Here is an 18101-nt window from a genome sequence, read left to right on the forward strand (position 1 = left end):
ATTCGAACCCTCGATAGAGCTACAAACCCTATACTCCCTTAGCAGGGGAGCGCCTTCGGCCACTCGGCCACCTCTCCGTCTTGTGGGGCGTATAATAAAGATTTCAGGAAATATGTCAAACACTTTTCAAGGAAAATCGTACAGATGGTTATAGATTATCCACAACGCACAAAAACAACTCGTTTTTGTTTACCCTTTAGTCGTTTTTTCTTTATCACTCAACGGCTCAAGACCCGTCAGTGGGATTAGTTCATCTGTTAATTCGGCTAGGTATTGGTCTTGATAACCCAATTGTTGGAATTCGGCGATGCAGGCACGATAAAAAGCTTCACGTTGATGCTCGCTTGGCGTTGTCTCTACTGAAGACTGCGAAGGCTTTTTTGTCATTATTATTAAGTCCGTTTAAACGTTGAAGAGAATGGCGTAATGATGTCATATCTTGTCTAAAAATAATACTATCGGACTTAGAATTAGTAGAAAAACTTTACAACTTAGTAACTTCGTTTGAAGAATAATTCAGCATTTTCTTTTAGATCAGCTAATTACAATTAAATATAAAAATTGAGAGCAATAAAAATCAGAAAATTCTGATAACAAAAACGCCGCTAAAAAGCGGCGTTTTCAGAACATTTAGCTGATTAGTCAGCTTGAGGACGCATGTGTGGGAATAGGATCACATCTTTAATTGTTGGTGAGTCAGTAAATAACATCACTAGACGATCGATACCAATACCCTCACCCGCTGTTGGTGGTAAGCCGTACTCTAACGCACGAATGTAATCTTCATCGTAGTGCATTGCTTCATCATCACCTGCGTCTTTCTCTTCAACTTGACGAGCAAAACGCTCAGCTTGATCTTGTGCATCGTTAAGCTCAGAGAAACCATTTGCTAATTCACGGCCACCTACGAAGAATTCGAAACGGTCAGTCACAAATGGGTTTTCATCGTTACGGCGCGCAAGTGGAGACACTTCCCACGGGTAAGCGGTAATGAAAGTTGGTTGAATTAACTTGTGCTCAGCAGTCTCTTCGAAAATTTCACACAAGAACTTACCAGGGCCCCATACGCAGTTTTCTGGGATCTTAACGTGTACTTGCTTTGCGTACGCTTTAAGTTCTTCAAAATGGTTTTCAGGATCATTAAATACCGCAGCATCAAAGTCTGGGTTGTACTTAAGGATAGCCTCGCTCATTGTTAAACGCGCAAAAGGTTGTCCAAAGTCGTACTCTACTGAATCAACCACTTCACCATTTTCATCTTTCGTTGTGTTTACCACAATTGGTGAACCAAGTACGTCTGTCGCAACAGTACGTAACATGTCTTCAGTAATGTTCATCAGGTCAATGTAATCCGCATATGCTTGGTAGAATTCGATCATCGTGAATTCTGGGTTATGACGCGTTGATAAACCTTCGTTACGGAAGTTACGATTGATTTCGAATACACGCTCAAAGCCACCTACAACTAAACGTTTTAAGTAAAGTTCAGGGGCAATACGTAAGTACATGTCGATATCAAGTGCATTGTGGTGTGTTACGAATGGACGTGCAGACGCACCACCTGGGATCACTTGTAGCATCGGTGTTTCAACTTCCATGAAGTCACGATCAGCTAAGAAACGACGGATACCTTCAACAACTTTTGAGCGAATACGGAAAGTTTCACGTGTCGCATCATTCGTAATTAAATCAACATAACGTTGACGGTATTTAGTTTCTTGGTCAGATAAACCATGGAATTTTTCTGGTAACGGACGTAATGACTTTGTCAGTAACTCGTACTCTGTCATTTCTACGTAAAGGTCACCTTTACCTGATTTATTTAGTGCGCCTTTAACACCGATGATGTCACCGATATCAAGTTGACCGTATTTTGCTTTTAATTCTTTTTGTACGTCTTTTGATGCGTACGCTTGAATTTGGCCTTTCATGTCTTGTAACGCAAGGAAAGGACCACGTTTTGCAAGAATACGACCTGCAACTGATACAACATGTTGCTCAGCAACTAATTCTTCTTTCGATTTATCACCAAACTCAGCTTGCAAATCAGCCGTGTAATGTTCACGACGGAATTGGTTTGGATGACCGTTGGCTGGGCAATTTTCGCGGATTGCGTCTAATTTGCCACGACGCTCAGCGATTAACTTATTTTCGTCTTGGATTTGATCAGTCATTTTTTAGCTCTTTTTTAGCTTGGTGGTTATAGGCCAGATTTAAGGCTGGCTTCAATAAATTTATCTAAGTCGCCGTCAAGAACCGCTTGTGTATTACGGTTTTCAACGCCAGTACGTAAGTCTTTAATGCGCGAGTCATCAAGTACGTATGAACGAATTTGACTACCCCAGCCAATATCAGATTTAGCATCTTCTTGGCTTTGTTTCTCAGCATTTTGCTTTTGAATTTCAAGTTCAAACAATTTCGCTTTTAACTGCTTCATTGCTTGGTCTTTATTCTTGTGCTGTGAACGCTCATTTTGGCACTGTACAACAGTGTTGGTTGGTATGTGAGTAATACGAACCGCTGACTCTGTTGTATTTACGTGCTGACCACCTGCGCCTGATGCGCGGTAAACGTCAATACGTAAGTCTGCCGGATTAATATCAATTTCGATATTATCGTCGATTTCTGGGTAAACGAATGCCGATGCAAACGAGGTATGGCGACGACCACTTGAGTCGAACGGGCTCTTACGCACTAAACGGTGAACACCTGTTTCTGTACGTAACCAACCGTATGCATATTCGCCAACAAAGCGTACAGTTGCGCCCTTGATACCAGCCACATCACCATCAGTTGCTTCAACCAGTTCAACTTTAAAGCCTTTTGCTTCACCCCAACGTAAATACATACGCAGTAGCATGTTACACCAGTCTTGGGCTTCAGTACCGCCAGAACCTGATTGTAAATCAAGGTAAGCATCGTTTTGATCATGGTCGCCTGAGAACATACGACGGAACTCTAGCTTTTCAAGCTGGGCGTTTAAATCGCCTAATTCAGCTTCGGCTTCAGCGAAGGTTTCTTCATCTTCAGCTTCAACAGCAAGCTCGACTAAACCTTCAACATCTTCGGTACCAGACACTAGATTATCAATGGTCTCAACAATAGCTTCGAGTGCCGACTTTTCACGGCCAAGTGCTTGAGCTCGCTCTGGCTCATTCCACACTGCTGAATCTTCAAGTTCTGCGTTAACTTCTTCTAACCGCTCTTTCTTAAGAGGGTAGTCAAAGGTACCCCCGAAGCAGTTCAGTACGTTCGCGAATTTCCTTGATTTGATTAATCACAGGATTCACTTCAAACATGTACATTACTCCAAAATGGCTGATTTACCGCGCACCGATATCGACAATAAATACGGTAAATTATCTACAAATATTAAAAACGCCCGATTTTAACAAAAAACCGAGCGTTTTATTAGCCTTTTATGTCGATTATAACGATATTTTTATGTCGCTTTTTGTAGCTCTCGAATAATCAACTGTAACGAGAATTTACCACGGAATTCATTTATATCGAGTTGATAAGCAGCTTTCACATAACGCACTTCGGTGTCTGGCCATGCACGCACATCAACCCCAAATGCAATGCCATCAACTAATCGTCCAGACTGATGTTTTAAAACCAGTTTTAAGTGTTTTTCACCGACAATGCGCTGCTGTATTACTTCAAACACATGTTCAAACACTGGCTCCGGAAATTGCTGACCCCAGGGGCCGGCATTTTTTAGCTGGTTTGCAAACTCCATCGAAAAGCACTCATTAGGCAATTCACCATCGGTAAGTAAAATACTTTGCTTATGCTCTTCAGTGAGTGTGTCTGTCACCATTTGCTCAAACACGGTTTTAAATTCAGTAAAACACTGCTCATTGATACTCAACCCCGCTGCCATAGCATGGCCACCAAATTTACTGATCAAATGCGGGTAGAGTGTATTTACTCGCTCAAGCAAATCACGCATATGCAGCCCTTCAATAGAGCGGCAAGAGCCTTTTATTTCGCCGTTATCACCCGCTGCAAAAATAATCGTCGGGCGGTGATACTTTTCTTTTAAGCGACCAGCCAAAATACCAATCACACCTTGGTGCCAATCAGCTTGATATAAACAAATGGCATCAGGCACTGACTCAGTTTTAAATGCTAAACGGTCAAGCACAGCTTGTGCCTCCGTTTGCATGCCCTGCTCTATTTCACGGCGCTCGTGATTGAGGCTGTCGAGCTCACCGGCAATTCGGCGTGCTTGGTTTATATCGCTTGATAACAAACAGGCTATACCTAAACTCATATCATCAAGACGCCCTGCAGCATTTAAGCGTGGCGCTAATGAAAAGCCAAAGTCACTGGCACTTAAACGGGCAGCATTACGATTTGCCACTTCGATTAAGGCACTGATACCTGGGCGTGTTTTACCACTGCGAATACGTGCTAAACCTTGATGGACTAAGGTTCGGTTATTGGCATCAAGCGCGACCACATCGGCAACGGTACCAAGGGCTACAATATCAAGTAACTCAGCCAAATTTGGCATTGGGTTGTGCTGAAAATATCCTTGTTCACGTAAGTGGCTACGTAAAGCAATAAGCAGATAAAAAGCGACCCCAACGCCTGCTATTGATTTCGATGGAAACTGACAGTCATGACGATTCGGGTTCACGATGGCATCAGCATCTGGCAGGGCTTCACCTTGTAAATGGTGGTCAGTTACCAGCACTTTAATACCCGCTTGCTTAACAATTGCAATGCCATCTATACATGAAATACCGTTATCAACAGTGATCACCAGCTCGGGTTGCATAGTCACTATTTGCTCAGCAAGCGCAGGACTTAAGCCATAACCTAGGCTGAATCTGTCAGGTACCAAGTAATCAAGGTTCTTTAAGCCAAACATAGCAAGACCTTGCATTAAGGTTGCTGTGCTGGTTGCGCCATCGGCATCAAAGTCACCGACGATTAACACGCGACTTTGAGCCGCGAGGGCTTGTTGCAATAGCACCACAGCTTTGTCGATATCTTTAAACAACTTAAAGTCATGTAATGTCGCAGCGCTATTATCGAGTTCGGTGGCACTTTGCACCTGTCGAGTCGCATATATTTGCTTAATTACAGGGTGTAAATGGTGTGGTAAATGCGAATCATCAACATGAGGACGAGCTTGAATTATTTTTTCCATGTCGGAAATGGTACTTCTTTGCTTAATACAAATAAAAAAGGCCTACGAAAAATAGGCCTTTTCGTTTAAAAAATCAGTTATGAAGATGTTTTTGGTAAGGCATCAAGCGCTTGGCTAATTTGCGCAGCTGATTGATAACCTGGGATCATGGTGCCATCTTCTAAAATAATTGCTGGAGTACCCGACATACCAAAGCTTTGACCTAGTTGGTAATGCTCAGCAATTGGCGCGTTACAACCTGGCACGTCTGCGACTTCTGCACCCGCTTTTGCTTCTGTTAACGCTTCAGCAGGGTCTTTAGCACACCATACATTCATTAGATCTTGGTAACCTTTACCACGTAAGCCCCCACGTGGGAAAGCTAGATATTTAACGGTGATACCCGCATCTAAGAAATCATCAAGTTCACGGTGTAACTTACGGCAGTAACCACAGGTAATATCGGTAAAGACTGTGATTGAATGCTTTTCGTTTTTCGCTTTGTAAACGATCATTGAGTCTTCGTACTCAGCAATGCCTTCTTTACGTACATCGCTCAGTGCATGCTCTGTTAGATTAACTCGGTTATTAAGGTCAATCAGTGTTCCTTGCATTAGAAATTGACCGTCAGGGCTTGCGTACAGCACGCCTTTATCAGTAATTAGTTCTTTAAGGCCTGCCACTGGGCTTGGGTTGATTTGCTTAACGGTTACGCCTAATTCAGCAAACTTAGCAATAATAGGGGCATCAGCAGCATCTGTTGTTGATACGCCATTGGCAAACACATTTAAGCTTGTGCCTAGTAGTGCTGTGGCTAAAACTAACTTTTTCATAAATATCCTATATCCTGATCATTTTTTATATAGACCGGTACATCTCTAAAAATCTTGCACTAAGCACGTGGATGATGTTGCTCGTGTACCGACTTCAATCTTTCATTCGCTACATGGGTATAAATTTGTGTTGTTGATAAGTCACTGTGACCTAACATCATTTGCACGACTCTAAGGTCCGCCCCATGATTAAGCAAATGCGTTGCAAACGCGTGTCTGAGCGTATGCGGTGATAACGGCGATTCAACTGATGCCAAAATAGCATAGTGTTTGATGCGATGCCAAAAAGTTTGTCGTGTCATGCCAATCCCGCGCTTAGATGGGAACACAAAGTCAGTGGCATGTTTAATCATTTGCGAACGACCCACTTTTAAAAACTGCTCAAGCCAGTACATTGCTTCTTCGCCTAGGGGAACTAAACGCTCTTTATTACCCTTACCTTTTACAAAGACCACCGCTTGGCGCAAATTAATTTGCTCCATTCTGAGTCCCACCAGCTCAGTAACACGAAGCCCTGTGGCATATAACAGCTCAAGCATGGCTTTATCGCGAAGCCCCATAGGATCTTCTATGTCTGGGGCTGCAAGCAAAGCTTCGACTTCGGCTTCTGACAGCGTTTTTGGTAATGACTGCCCAGCTTTTGGCTGAGCAATATTGACCATCGGCGAATCGGCAATGGCTTTTTCGCGCACAAAATACTGATAAAAACGCTTAAGGGCACTGATGCTACGTGCAGTGCTGCGCGACTTTAGCCCTAAATCAACACGGTATGCTAAATATGCTTCAATATCATCAGAGCGAACAGCTAGTAGGTCTTTATCTTTTAAAAATTGGCAAAACTTTTCAAGGTCACTGCGATAAGCGGCGAGTGTATTTTCGCTAACCCCTTGCTCAAGATACAGCGTATCTAAAAATAACTCTAAATGTTCGGCGTTATTTGCTGTTATTACACCTTTTTGGGCTTGTGAATTATTATCAGCCACGCGTACTCTCATCCTTATCAAGGTATCAATTGATTATACCTTACGGTAAACTTACGCCTATCATATCAGGCAAATACACAGTGATAAATACAATGCAGATTGGTTTATTTTATGGTTCTACAACCTGCTACACAGAAATAGCGGCAGAGAAAATTCGCGATATTATTGGTCACGACATAGTGAGCCTTCACAATATCAAAGATGAGCCATTAAAAAATGCAGAGCAATTTGATTTCGTGATCTTCGGCATTTCAACTTGGGATTTTGGTGAGTTGCAAGAAGATTGGGAATCAATCTGGGACGACATTAAAGATGTTAACCTAAACGGCAAAACCGTGGCTCTGTTTGGTATGGGCGATCAACAAGGTTATGGTCAGTGGTTCCAAGACGCACTTGGCATGTTACACGATGAAATTTGTGATCAAAGCATTACCTTACTAGGCAAATGGCCTAACGATGCAAGTTATGAATTTGAGGCTTCAAAAGCACTTACTCAAGATGGTAAACAATTTGTTGGCTTAGCCCTTGATGAAGACAGTCAATACGAGCTTAGCGATGAGCGTATCGCAAGCTGGGTTGAACAAGTCATGACTGAGTACAGCGAAAGCTTGTAAGTCATGAATAAAAAAGCCAAGCATCGCTTGGCTTTTTTAATGGTTATTCAACACGTTGCCAATATTGATTACGATAGAAAAATGCAATATATCCGCGTACTTCAAGCACCTTACCTTGTTTTTGTGGGGTCAGTTTAAGGGTATAGGTTTTACCATTGTTTGGGTCAAGAATTTCACCCTCTTGCCAGCTACCATCACCGGCATCTTTAGCACCTTCTATAATTTGTAACCCTAAAATTGGCTGATTTTTCTTATCACCTTTACACTCTTCGCAGATTGCGTCTTGCTTGGCTGGGTTAAGGATTTTTTCAACACTACCAACCAATACACCATCTTGCTCACTGATACGTACTAAAGATTTCGCTTCATTCGTTTCTTCGTCAATGGTTTTCCAAAGACCCACTGGCGTCAATGCGGCAAAGCTCAACTGAGAAAATAATAAGGTAGATAAAACAATTGATAAACGGAACATAAAAAACTCGTATAAAACTTAAGACTTTGGCACTATATCAGGGCTTAAGCAAACACACCATTTTGCTTAGCTCTGAAATCGACACAACATTGCGAGGGAACACAATGAGTCAATTCACATTAATTACCGGTGATATTGTTAGTTACGACAGTAATCAGGTTGCTACAATTAACGCCACGGGCGAAATAAAAATAAATCGCTTTGCTGAGCCATTATTTATTCCTGACAGCGCCAAAGCCGCCATTGAGCTGGGTCGGCTTGATGATAACTTATTTAATTTAAAAAAATTATTGCGCTCAGGCTATGCTGACCCTTGTCCAACAACCCGCGTACTAATTGAAACTACACATCCTTTACCTGACATCGAAGGTCTGCTGATCAAGCGTCGCTTTAGCATTATTGATTTTTGCAGCGCCGAAATAGAAAAGTCGCACAGTAAAGCTGTATTAGATACCCTATTAAAGCTTGAATATGTTCAGCAAATTCAGCTTGATGAAGTCATGCAATTACAACCACCGGTACAATTTAGCAAACAATAAAGGTACAATGACTTTTTATTTAGCCTAAACAGCTCCTTCATTTGTAAAAGGAATAACAATGAAAAGTGCGCTACCAATAATAGCTGCCGCAAGCATTTTGCTCGCAGGGTGTGATGAATTAGAAGTTGAAGAAACTCATAACTTTGGCGACGAAATGTATGAGAACAATTACACGCTCGTAAATACCACTGATTTAGAAGTGGATTATTACATGGCGAACACTGATTTATTTGGTGATGCTCAAGAAGTTAAAGACTCTGAATACTATGTTGATACGCTTGCATCGCAATCACCCCCCGTTGATGTAATACATGCTCACAATGAACGCAGTCGTATTTCATTTTATGTAGTCGATCACAGCGACACAAGTAACTCAGCCACACAGATGTATCAGGTAGCTCAAGATCAACCTTATCATTTTATTGCTTGGCAAAATGCTGAAAAGCTCCGTTTAACACTCGTCAAAAAAGCCAATGATGATAAAGATGACTTTTTTGCGATTCGTATTCTCGCAACTGAAAACCTTCGCTTAAAAGTCGAAAAACAACTCGTTAATTTATATCAGAATCAATTAAGTTACTGGTACCACATTGATGACTGCGCTGATGACTTGAAAATATCAAGAATTAACGATGAGGATAAGCGAGTCTATGAACCCGTCTCAATCTGCGACGCATCATATGGGCAGTCATATACCTTGCTCTTAAGTGAAGATGGCCTTGAAGCGAGCATTGCTGAATAACCATTACATCTTTAGGTAAAAAGCTTTACATAGCTCCTTATAATCTTGGCTGTAGCTGCCATCAGCTGTATGTATGGTTAACGACGTTGTTTCGCATTCACCGTTGTTTTGGCTGAATAGCATCAGGCTTCGGCTCGCTTGCTTTTTGTCGCTGGTGCGAACCAAGCAATGGCGATTTAAGTACCAGCCAGCTTGCGCTGCAACAGCAATGAATTGCTCTGCCTCTAAGCAAGGCAAGATCACATTCAAGCGTATTTTACTGTGACTCAGTCTAGAACATGATGCTATTAATTCGCTGAAGCTAAGGCCATCAGTATGGCGGGCAGTATTTCGAGCATGATTATCACCTTTTAGGCTCGCATTAAAATAAGGTGGGTTGGTGATGATCGCATCAAAAGGCTCTGCTGCATTAAATGACTGCACAGCTCCTTCGAAAAGGTTTATATCAGGCCATGGGCTAGCCGCAAAGTTATCTCGGGCATCACTGCAGGCACCAGAATCAATTTCAATGGCACTTACTTTTGCATCAAGCGCTCTTTGTTTTGCCATTAACGCCAACAACCCTGTGCCTGTACCAATGTCTAAAATGCGCTTAGCACCACTCACATCAGCCCACGCCCCTAACAAAATACCATCGGTCGATACTTTCATCGCTGCGCGCGTTTGCGTTACCGTAAATTGTTTAAACACAAAGCCTGACATTTTTTCACCTTTTCATTCACCACAGCCGCGTTAACGCGTATAATTAGGCTCAATTGTCCTCTATTTATGTCACTCTATGCAATTTTCTGAATTTGATATCGATAACAAGCTGTTAAATGCCATTAATAAAATGGGTTTTGATACGCCAACCAGTATTCAACAACAAGCGATCCCTGAAGCACTTCAAGGTCGTGATATTTTGGCATCTGCCCCTACTGGTACGGGTAAAACAGCCGCGTTTTTGATCCCTGCAATTCAATACTTGCTTGATTTCCCGCGTCGCGATCCTGGCTTTGCACGCGTATTGATCATGACACCAACCCGTGAGCTTGCTTACCAAATTCATGAGCAATGTGAATTACTCGCAGCACAAACTCATCTTAAAATTGGGGTTGTGACAGGTGGTATAAACTACGGGACACACAGAGAAATTTTCGAAAGCAATAACGATATTCTCATTGCCACACCAGGGCGTTTAATGGAGTACCTCGAAACAGAGAACTTCCATGCTGAAAACGTTGAAATGCTTATTCTTGATGAAGCTGACCGCATGCTAGACATGGGTTTTCGTAAAGAAATGCTACGCATTTGTGATGAAGCACGTAACCGCCGTCAATGTTTCTTATTCTCAGCCACCCTTGAAGGTGACAGCGTTGAGTTATTTGCAGAGCGAATCTTAAACGATCCGGCACTGCTTGAAGCCGAATCTTCACGTAAAGAAAAAGGCAAAATCCATCAATGGGTGCACCTTGCGGATGACTACGACCACAAGCTAAAAATGTTGGTTGAAACGTTAAATGGTGACGACATTCATAAAGCAATTGTGTTTGTTAAAACTCGTGAACGCCTTGAGACATTGGTTGGCGAGCTAAATAACGAAGGTCTTCGTGTTGCTTGGTTACGCGGTGAGATGCCACAAGATAAGCGCATGAAAGCGATGGAAAACTTTCACTCTGGCCGCAACAATATCCTAGTTGCAACAGATGTTGCTGCTCGTGGTATTGATGTTGCTGATATCAGCCATGTTATCAACTTTGATATGCCACGCACCGCAGACGTATATGTACACCGTATAGGACGTACTGGCCGTGCTGGTAAAAAAGGCATTGCGATATCATTTATTGAAGCTCATGATGTGGCAATTATTGGTAAAGTTGAGCGCTACATTGAGCAAAAGCTTAAACGCCGCGTAATTAAAGGGCTTGAGCCACAGCACAAAGAAGCGAAGATCCCATCTAAGAAGAAAAAAGATCCAGTAAAAATGAAGGCAAAGAAAAAAGCCAAAGCTAAAACGAAGAAGAAAAAGTAGTTTTAACTTTAACATCATAAAAGTAAAAATGCCGAGTTTGCCTCGGCATTTTTGTACCCTACCCTTTTTACTTATTTAGTGTGTAATTAGTTCACACTTTCTTATCCATACAGACCGGCAAAAATAGAAAATCAATTAAATTCAAAAACTTAAAAAATGGAATAATAATTGTAACTGGTTCAGCAATAGTTCACAGCAGACTAGAACAACGAGGGAATTGTATGAGCCGCTTCAAATTAACCATAGTAATTACTTTATTAAGCTGTATTTTTTTACTTGCTTGCGCAACGAATGTGAGTGCCAATACTAGCGTGCTAACAACCAGCACATCGGCACAACCTCGCCTACAACAAATGGCCCTGAAAAAGTTAACAAATAATCCGAATTTTAAGATTAAGCATCTTCAGGTGATTATCGATGGCAATACTGTTGAATTAAAAGGAATTGCAGAAACAGGATTTCAACGTGCTTTAGCGCAGAAATTTTTGGAGCACAGTCATGGTGTAACCCAGATCAGAAATAACCTTAAAGTGAACGCATTAAACAACCCGACACTTTAAGGTTAATAATTTAACAGAGGTTTATTTACCGCTTGCTTGTAAATTAATGTAGCTAGCTAATTCTTCTGGCTGCCCCATTAACGCCATAATCTGTTGGTTTATCTCCATCATGGTTTTTCCTTCAGGTAAGCTTGCTGACACAGTTAATTCAGACAATCCACTTACGAAGTTTGTGATAGCAGCTGCTAGCTCTTCACTTACTGGCGCCTGTTGTAACTGCATGGCAACAGTCTGTTGGAACTGCTCGTGGCTCATACCTTGTGCTTCTAAGAAACTATCAACAACTGCTTTAAGCTCACCTTCGTCGGCGATCGACATATTAATGCTACGTGGCTCAAGTTGAGTCATTGCAGCCATCATTTTTGATTGCTGTTGCAGTTGTTGCTCTAAAGTCAGCTCTGCACCTTGCGCTTCATTTTGCATTTTACTTATTGCCATTGATGCTTCCATTAATGGCGTTGAGTTGGCAAGGCCTAAGTTAAAACGCACATCAGCAACTTGGTTTGCAATAACGTTTAAAGCAAAATCACTGCTACCAGTGTCTTTATCATAATCTAGCGATGAATTTACGTCATAGCTTGCAGATGCTAACTTATTATTCGCATTTTCAGGAAGTTGCGCTAAAAAGTCATCACTAAAACGAAAGCTCTTCATTACAAAACCAGTGTGAGGCGGCACTGCATCGACTTCATATCCTGTCACTTCAATATTGTCGATTGTGGCAATCATCTCATCACCAGTATAGCTTTGTACCTTAATACCTGAAAGCTGCATGCTGCTAGCAAATACATTTGCTGAAATATCATTGTAAGTAATATCTACACCACTTTGCGCTGATAATGCACTTATTTGCTGATCAACGACCTTTTTTACTTCCTGTGTAGCTGCGTAGTTTGCGTAAAACGCACCGCCAACAGCCGCAGCAACAACGGCTGCTATAATTAACTTTTTCATTTTATTTCCTTTAATTGGTGTAAATTTTTAGCAGTGTATCATTAGTTGATTAACGACAATAGTTCATGCACGGTTTTCACTGGCGTGATCTTAGCGCCAAGCCCTTCCATTGATTTATGGTAATTTCGATGCGGAATAAAAATCTCTGTAAAGCCGTGTTGCGCAGCCTCCTTCACTCGAGGTACGCCGCTGTCGATTGGTCTTACATCACCATTTAAACTAAGTTCGCCCATAATACAGGTGGTGCGTGGTACAACAAATTCGTTCAAGCTGCTTAATAACGCTGCAACCAATGCTAAATCGATACAAGTCTCTGACTCATCGATTTTTAAGCCACCGACAATATTAAAAAAGGTGTCGTGAAAGATTTTTGTCTTTGTGTGTTTACGTAAAATTCCCGTGAGCATCTTAATACGGTTCATGTTCAAACCAACACATACCCGCTGTGGAAACTCAGCTTCGGTTTCTGTAGTTAAACATTGAATTTCGAGTAGTAAGTTACGGTTACCTTTACGTATACAGGTAATGGCTGAGCCTGGGGATTCTGTGCTTGAACCTGATAAAAAGATTTCGCTCGGGTTATCAACGCTCAGCATTCCGCGTTCACACATTCTGAAAATACCCACTGTGTCGATATCACCAAAACGGTTTTTATTGGCACGCAATGTTCTGACTTGCCCATCGTTAGTATCAATATGCAGTAAGGCATCAACTATATGTACCAGTGTTTGCGGCCCAGCAATTTCGTTATTTTTGTTTACATGGGCAATGATGAACATAGTTACATCGTTTTGCTTACAGTATTGCGTTAATGCTTGAGCTGCACTTTTTACCTGTGACGGTGAACCTGGACTACCATTTGCCGTTTCTGTCACCACTGCCTGAATTGAATCGATAACTGCAAATTTAATTTTGTTTTTATCGAGTTCTTCAATGATTGCTTCAACACTGGTTTCAGAAAGCAAATAAAGCTCATCTTCGTTATAATCTAAGCGCAAGCGATTCACTCGGTTTTTAAACTGAGATAAAGACTCTTCCGCTGTACAGTATAAAGACGGCATCAGCTTTGACATACGTGCAACTAAATCAGACAACAAAGTCGTTTTACCGGCACCAGGGTCGCCTGAGATAATGTTGACGGAACCTGTCGTTACACCACCGCTTAATACTCTGTCTAACTCACCAATTTCCGTGAGGCGTTTTTCTGCCTCGGTGGTTGCAACTTCGTTGATTTTCTTTGAGCCACCGCTTGCGATACCGGCATAGCCTGCCACTGTAGCACGACTTGCCGCTTGCTTTGATTGCCCTGCCGATGGTTTAAATTCTGCAAGTGTATTCCATGCACCGCACTTACACTGCCCTTGCCAGCGCTGATAGTTCATGCCGCACTCAGTGCAAACAAATTCGATTTTTGCTGATTTTGCCATTCGGCCTTACCTATTGAATTATTCTATTTTGACTAATTAGTAACTTAAAAAACTGACTAGCTAAATATTTCATGTATAGTAGTTTTATGAGCTGAAGCCTTTGAACTTAAATCTGTTCGGCTTTTTTACACAGCTATAAGCGCAATAAAAAGTGCTTTAAGGCACATTTTTTGCTTATAAATAAAACTTTACAAATCTTGCCATTTATTTGGCAGGTACTTATAACAATAACTAATACAATAAAAAAGTAGCGATTACTCAAGTTTTAATAATGTACTGCCTGCAAGTATACCTACTTTTTTAGATAGACGGTGATGGTTTTATAAATGGCTGAAGACATTTTGCTTAAATATGAGAGCCTAGTTGAAGAGCTAAAGGCGCATTTAGGCACTCCTAAGTTTGACAAACTATTTAAATCAAAGACAGCTAGCTTAACGAAGCCAGAGCAGTTTTTGATTAAAATGGAAATGTCACGCTTATCTCAGCCAGTAGCTCGCTTTATTGATTTACGTGGTCAAGTAACTGGTCAAGTCAAACCCTACGAATATGATGGCAAACAACACTTTATGGACGATACCGCCATTGAAGTGTTCGAAGATGCTATAAAACGCCACGGTGGTTATACTCTTGCTGTTTACGAAGCGGTAATGAACACCGAAAACAATCACCGGGTAATGCAGAAAAAAGCCGCTGAGCAAGCTTTAGCTGACGATAGTGCCGCTACAGAGCAGCCAGCAAAGGTTATTAAGTTTGCATCATACGAGAGTCGCCGCGAAGAGCGGATGAATTACTCAATTAAAATCACCGTTGAACTCGATAAAAACAACAAAGTTGCAGCATCAACGTCTGATATTTCTCTGAGCGGCGCTAAAATAAAACTAGCTCCACGTTATCAAGTTAAAAAAGGTCAGTTAATAGGTCTTCGCTTAGTTGGCTTAGAGCAAGATTTTGAGCTTGGTTTAAAAAACGGTATTCAATATGAAATCGTAGCGGTAGAGAAAGTTTCTCGTGAATATAACCATATACGCCTAAAGCGTACCTTTATTGAAAATAACGAAAAATTTGATGAGTTTCTAGAAAGCTTTATCCATGGCAATAAACGTCGCTATAAGGTTAATCTCGACAACACCTTAGATGCTGTTGTTTCAAAAGGCTACGAGCAATACTATATTCCTCGTGTTACCTCACTTTATACCTTTTTAAGCCTACAGGGTGATAAGCTATATCCTAGCCTTGCGCTAACCACAGAAAATAATATTTTTATTCAACGCTATTTTTGTGATGAGCGTAAGCTATCTTGCCTGTACAGCATCATCAATCAACAACGATTGGGAGACTTACTAAGCTCTCCAGAAGCTGTTAAAGAAGAGTATTTATATACTTTTACTCATACCGTTGCCGGGAAAATTTATTATTATTCTGCAACTCGATCTGAGCTTGATAGCCAACCAAACTTAAAAAATTTATTTTTAGGATTTGGTAGCCAGAAAGATAGCTGGCAATGCTTTAAGCTTCAGTTGATGCCAAGCCATCCTGAAGATTCGTATATTCCACTGTCGCTACCAAGCAGTGCTGGTAAAAACATCGAAAAACTAAATAAGCCACCGACACCTCGTGTGCAAGGGTTGATCAAAGATGTTAAATATCTACTTATTTTGACCTCAATCGGTACTAAGTTTGAACAACAAACGTACCAACAGCTTGATTACAATAAAGATGCGGTAAACCAACTTAAACAGTTTGGTCACAGTAAGCATAAAACGCCCCCTCATTTAGAGCCTGTGGCGCTTGAGTATGTGAACCTTCGTGCTCATAAACGCTATTTATACAAAACAGCTGTAAGTGTAGAACACCATGAGCAGACTGTTACAGGCCATACCCGTGATTTATCTGTGATGGGCTTACAAATTGAGTTCGACCAGCCTGTTGAGTTCAAAAAAGGCGATATCATTAAATTAAACTTGCCTGAATTGCAAAAAATCACCAAAAAGCATGATTTAACAAACCTTGCTTATGAAGTCATGGCGGTGAGTAAGTCACTGACGACCGTGAATTTAAAAGTGCATCGAATTACTGACTTACCGCATATGGCAATTAAGTTTTTCACGGTATTAATTGATAACAACAAAGACAAGCTACGTGTTTGTGAAGAATCCCCTAAAATTCCAGGGCTATCAACTGCACTAAGAAATATGGTGACTAAAAGCGTATGCCAATTCCCGTTTTATTTACATAAAGAAGCTGCCCACTTTAAAGCTGGCGCTATTGGCCAAGGCTTATATCCAAGCCCTCTTCATGTACTACTACAAAATTTTGCGTTATTGAACGAAACAACCAGCATCGATGGTTTCTTATCGACAGATCAAATTACAGAAGTGATCACACCGCTGATCAAAGACCGTAGTCGCCAAGACCCACCGTTACCATTCACTTTATTTGTTCGCTTTGACCCACGTAAAACCGTTATAAGCGATGCCATTACTAGTCGTTGTATTAGTGAAGATGACTATAAACCACAAACCTTGTTTGTAAAAAAAGCACTAAAAAGCGATTTAGTATATATTTTCAGGCTGTACATTTCTCGCACAGGGCGGCCTGATATTGATTATTTGGCGAATGAATTGAAATATATTAGTCAGTACGCATTACATAAAGCAAAAGATCTTGAAGAAGCGCTATGGGCAGTAGCTGGCGTAGGCGATTTAATTGATATTACCGACGAAGCGCTTACCCATTTTGATATTGACCAAAGGTTGATCAATGAAATGAGTAAACGCAAAGCAACATGGTTAAAGCGAGTAATCTAATGGTAGGCCAAGCAAGTAGACAACTTGTAGTAATGAGCCTTCATTAATTGCTGTTTGTGCTTGCTCAACTACTTTCTGTTTACCGTGCACAGCAACACCAAGCCCTGCAGCAGCCATCATTTTTAAGTCGTTTGCTCCATCACCCATGGCAACAGTTTGGCGGTTGTTTAAGGTAAGCCTTTGTTCGATTCGTTTAAGTACACGGGCTTTTTCCTCAGCATCAACTATCGTGCCTATGACCTTGCCTGTTAAACGATTATCTTTGAACTCAAGGGTATTCGCATGCACTTCATCTAAATCAAGCAGTGACTGCACTTGCTCTGCAAAAGGCACAAAGCCACCCGATGCAATTGCTAAATGCCAATTATGCGCTTTTAGGTATTGGCATAATTCACTCACCCCCGGCATCAGCGGTAAACGCGCTTTTAAGCCATCAATTAAGTCACCATCGATACCTTCAAGCTTAGCAACACGCTGCTTTAAGCTTTGTGCAAAATCTAGTTGACCAGCCATAGCTTGCGCGGTCACCGCTGCAACTTCGTCATAAACATCGGCTAGGCGCGCAATTTCGTCGATACATTCAATAGTAATAGCTGTTGAGTCCATATCCATCAGCAATAAGCCTGGTTTATTTACCGTTGGCGGATCCGTTAATTGCACCAATTGAATACCCAATTGCTTTGCAAATTCCACTAATACTAGTGGACTAAGTACTGTTGTTGTTTCGCTATGAAAGCCCCACGCTACTGGCATGTCTGCGACTGGCTGGTAACAACAAAGCGATAAATTACTAAACCCTTGCGCCGCTAAAAAATCACTAATCGCAAGTAATTGCTCAGCATTAAGCTCATTTCCAAAAGCAATACTGAACACGCCTTGATTTGCTTTTGGCGTAAAGTCTGTTGTAATAAGGTGTTTATTTTCAATTTTATACCAGCAATTTAGGCTGATTTGTTCAGCTAAATTTGCTGAAGGTGTAGCAGCTAAGCTAAGCTGTGACATAGTGGCTCCACATT

At 41.3% G+C, this 18101-nt stretch carries 17 protein-coding genes; 6 read left to right on the forward strand and 11 right to left on the reverse strand.

The genetic code is table 11. The features are described from left to right. Positions 1-189: 189 nt before the first annotated feature. The 6 genes from ISP07_RS19815 to xerD form a co-directional block, all read right to left on the reverse strand. Complete coding sequence (locus tag ISP07_RS19815) at positions 190-387, reverse strand: hypothetical protein (RefSeq protein ID WP_054551252.1); 198 nt, start codon at positions 385-387, stop codon at positions 190-192. Between the two features lie 251 nt (positions 388-638). Beyond that, positions 639-2174 carry a lysine--tRNA ligase gene (gene lysS / locus ISP07_RS19820; protein WP_054551251.1) on the reverse strand — a complete coding sequence of 512 codons (1536 nt, stop codon included), beginning with the start codon at positions 2172-2174 and terminating at the stop codon, positions 639-641. Positions 2175-2200: 26 nt separating this feature from the next. After that, positions 2201-3299 (reverse strand): peptide chain release factor 2 gene (prfB, locus tag ISP07_RS19825; protein ID WP_105181232.1). Its coding sequence is split into 2 segments (ribosomal slippage): positions 2201-3223 and positions 3225-3299, totalling 1098 coding nucleotides; the frame shifts between segments, so codons are not numbered across the junction. A gap of 143 nt (positions 3300-3442) precedes the next feature. Then, positions 3443-5164 (reverse strand): single-stranded-DNA-specific exonuclease RecJ, encoded by a 1722-nt coding sequence (gene recJ / locus ISP07_RS19830; RefSeq protein ID WP_209328662.1) that lies wholly within the window; start codon positions 5162-5164, stop codon positions 3443-3445. 77 nt (positions 5165-5241) lie between these two features. Beyond that, on the reverse strand, positions 5242-5976 hold the full coding sequence (gene dsbC / locus ISP07_RS19835) for a bifunctional protein-disulfide isomerase/oxidoreductase DsbC (protein ID WP_054560813.1): 735 nt from the start codon (positions 5974-5976) through the stop codon (positions 5242-5244). 59 nt (positions 5977-6035) lie between these two features. Continuing rightward, positions 6036-6923: a site-specific tyrosine recombinase XerD gene (gene xerD / locus ISP07_RS19840; protein ID WP_408002930.1), complete on the reverse strand. Its 888-nt coding sequence runs from the start codon at positions 6921-6923 to the stop codon at positions 6036-6038. A 128-nt stretch (positions 6924-7051) separates the two neighbouring features. Here xerD and fldB point away from each other — a divergent pair, with 128 nt between their 5' ends. Further along, complete coding sequence (gene fldB, locus ISP07_RS19845) at positions 7052-7573, forward strand: flavodoxin FldB (RefSeq protein WP_209328663.1); 522 nt, start codon at positions 7052-7054, stop codon at positions 7571-7573. A gap of 43 nt (positions 7574-7616) precedes the next feature. Here fldB and ISP07_RS19850 read toward each other — a convergent pair whose 3' ends face one another. Continuing rightward, positions 7617-8045 carry a DUF2147 domain-containing protein gene (locus tag ISP07_RS19850; RefSeq protein WP_209328664.1) on the reverse strand — a complete coding sequence of 143 codons (429 nt, stop codon included), beginning with the start codon at positions 8043-8045 and terminating at the stop codon, positions 7617-7619. Between the two features lie 104 nt (positions 8046-8149). On the opposite strand from ISP07_RS19850, the gene ISP07_RS19855 reads away from it, so the two are divergent. Both ISP07_RS19855 and ISP07_RS19860 read left to right on the forward strand, forming a co-directional pair. Next, on the forward strand, positions 8150-8584 hold the full coding sequence (locus ISP07_RS19855) for a hypothetical protein (RefSeq protein ID WP_199530125.1): 435 nt from the start codon (positions 8150-8152) through the stop codon (positions 8582-8584). A gap of 58 nt (positions 8585-8642) precedes the next feature. Further along, positions 8643-9326 carry a hypothetical protein gene (locus ISP07_RS19860; protein ID WP_209328665.1) on the forward strand — a complete coding sequence of 228 codons (684 nt, stop codon included), beginning with the start codon at positions 8643-8645 and terminating at the stop codon, positions 9324-9326. 3 nt (positions 9327-9329) lie between these two features. On the opposite strand, the gene ISP07_RS19865 is transcribed toward ISP07_RS19860, so the two are convergent. Beyond that, positions 9330-10028, reverse strand: a complete 699-nt coding sequence (locus tag ISP07_RS19865; protein WP_209328666.1) for a tRNA1(Val) (adenine(37)-N6)-methyltransferase — start codon at positions 10026-10028, stop codon at positions 9330-9332. Between the two features lie 76 nt (positions 10029-10104). On the opposite strand from ISP07_RS19865, the gene srmB reads away from it, so the two are divergent. Further along, the gene (gene srmB, locus ISP07_RS19870; protein WP_209328667.1) at positions 10105-11337 is read left to right on the forward strand and encodes an ATP-dependent RNA helicase SrmB; all 1233 of its coding nucleotides are present in this window, start codon (positions 10105-10107) and stop codon (positions 11335-11337) included. 221 nt (positions 11338-11558) lie between these two features. After that, positions 11559-11897 carry a BON domain-containing protein gene (locus ISP07_RS19875; RefSeq protein ID WP_054551241.1) on the forward strand — a complete coding sequence of 113 codons (339 nt, stop codon included), beginning with the start codon at positions 11559-11561 and terminating at the stop codon, positions 11895-11897. Positions 11898-11918: 21 nt separating this feature from the next. Here the strand turns inward: ISP07_RS19875 and ISP07_RS19880 are convergent, their stop codons facing one another. Next, on the reverse strand, positions 11919-12851 hold the full coding sequence (locus ISP07_RS19880; protein WP_138619821.1) for a hypothetical protein: 933 nt from the start codon (positions 12849-12851) through the stop codon (positions 11919-11921). Between the two features lie 41 nt (positions 12852-12892). Continuing rightward, the gene (radA, locus tag ISP07_RS19885) at positions 12893-14278 is read right to left on the reverse strand and encodes a DNA repair protein RadA (RefSeq protein ID WP_209328668.1); all 1386 of its coding nucleotides are present in this window, start codon (positions 14276-14278) and stop codon (positions 12893-12895) included. 326 nt (positions 14279-14604) lie between these two features. Here radA and ISP07_RS19890 point away from each other — a divergent pair, with 326 nt between their 5' ends. Further along, positions 14605-17085, forward strand: a complete 2481-nt coding sequence (locus ISP07_RS19890) for a PilZ domain-containing protein (RefSeq protein ID WP_209328669.1) — start codon at positions 14605-14607, stop codon at positions 17083-17085. On the opposite strand, the gene serB is transcribed toward ISP07_RS19890, so the two are convergent. Further along, a complete protein-coding gene (serB, locus tag ISP07_RS19895) occupies positions 17068-18087 on the reverse strand; it encodes a phosphoserine phosphatase SerB (RefSeq protein WP_209328670.1) in 1020 nt (339 codons plus the stop codon). The genes ISP07_RS19890 and serB overlap by 18 nt on opposite strands. Between the last annotated feature and the right edge of the window lie 14 nt (positions 18088-18101).

The organism is Pseudoalteromonas sp. PA2MD11 (genome assembly GCF_017808125.1).
In the GTDB taxonomy this organism is placed as follows: Bacteria; Pseudomonadota; Gammaproteobacteria; order Enterobacterales; family Alteromonadaceae; genus Pseudoalteromonas; species Pseudoalteromonas simplex.

What these genes read in the sequence shown, in the direction of transcription:
- ISP07_RS19815 (WP_054551252.1), bottom strand. Translation starts at nt 387, where the DNA reads ATGACAAAAAAGCCTTCGCAGTCTTCAGTAGAGACAACGCCAAGCGAG.
- lysS (WP_054551251.1), bottom strand. Translation starts at nt 2,174, where the DNA reads ATGACTGATCAAATCCAAGACGAAAATAAGTTAATCGCTGAGCGTCGT.
- recJ (WP_209328662.1), bottom strand. Translation starts at nt 5,164, where the DNA reads ATGGAAAAAATAATTCAAGCTCGTCCTCATGTTGATGATTCGCATTTA.
- dsbC (WP_054560813.1), bottom strand. Translation starts at nt 5,976, where the DNA reads ATGAAAAAGTTAGTTTTAGCCACAGCACTACTAGGCACAAGCTTAAAT.
- fldB (WP_209328663.1), top strand. Translation starts at nt 7,052, where the DNA reads ATGCAGATTGGTTTATTTTATGGTTCTACAACCTGCTACACAGAAATA.
- ISP07_RS19850 (WP_209328664.1), bottom strand. Translation starts at nt 8,045, where the DNA reads ATGTTCCGTTTATCAATTGTTTTATCTACCTTATTATTTTCTCAGTTG.
- ISP07_RS19855 (WP_199530125.1), top strand. Translation starts at nt 8,150, where the DNA reads ATGAGTCAATTCACATTAATTACCGGTGATATTGTTAGTTACGACAGT.
- ISP07_RS19860 (WP_209328665.1), top strand. Translation starts at nt 8,643, where the DNA reads ATGAAAAGTGCGCTACCAATAATAGCTGCCGCAAGCATTTTGCTCGCA.
- ISP07_RS19865 (WP_209328666.1), bottom strand. Translation starts at nt 10,028, where the DNA reads ATGTCAGGCTTTGTGTTTAAACAATTTACGGTAACGCAAACGCGCGCA.
- srmB (WP_209328667.1), top strand. Translation starts at nt 10,105, where the DNA reads ATGCAATTTTCTGAATTTGATATCGATAACAAGCTGTTAAATGCCATT.
- ISP07_RS19875 (WP_054551241.1), top strand. Translation starts at nt 11,559, where the DNA reads ATGAGCCGCTTCAAATTAACCATAGTAATTACTTTATTAAGCTGTATT.
- ISP07_RS19880 (WP_138619821.1), bottom strand. Translation starts at nt 12,851, where the DNA reads ATGAAAAAGTTAATTATAGCAGCCGTTGTTGCTGCGGCTGTTGGCGGT.
- radA (WP_209328668.1), bottom strand. Translation starts at nt 14,278, where the DNA reads ATGGCAAAATCAGCAAAAATCGAATTTGTTTGCACTGAGTGCGGCATG.
- ISP07_RS19890 (WP_209328669.1), top strand. Translation starts at nt 14,605, where the DNA reads ATGGCTGAAGACATTTTGCTTAAATATGAGAGCCTAGTTGAAGAGCTA.
- serB (WP_209328670.1), bottom strand. Translation starts at nt 18,087, where the DNA reads ATGTCACAGCTTAGCTTAGCTGCTACACCTTCAGCAAATTTAGCTGAA.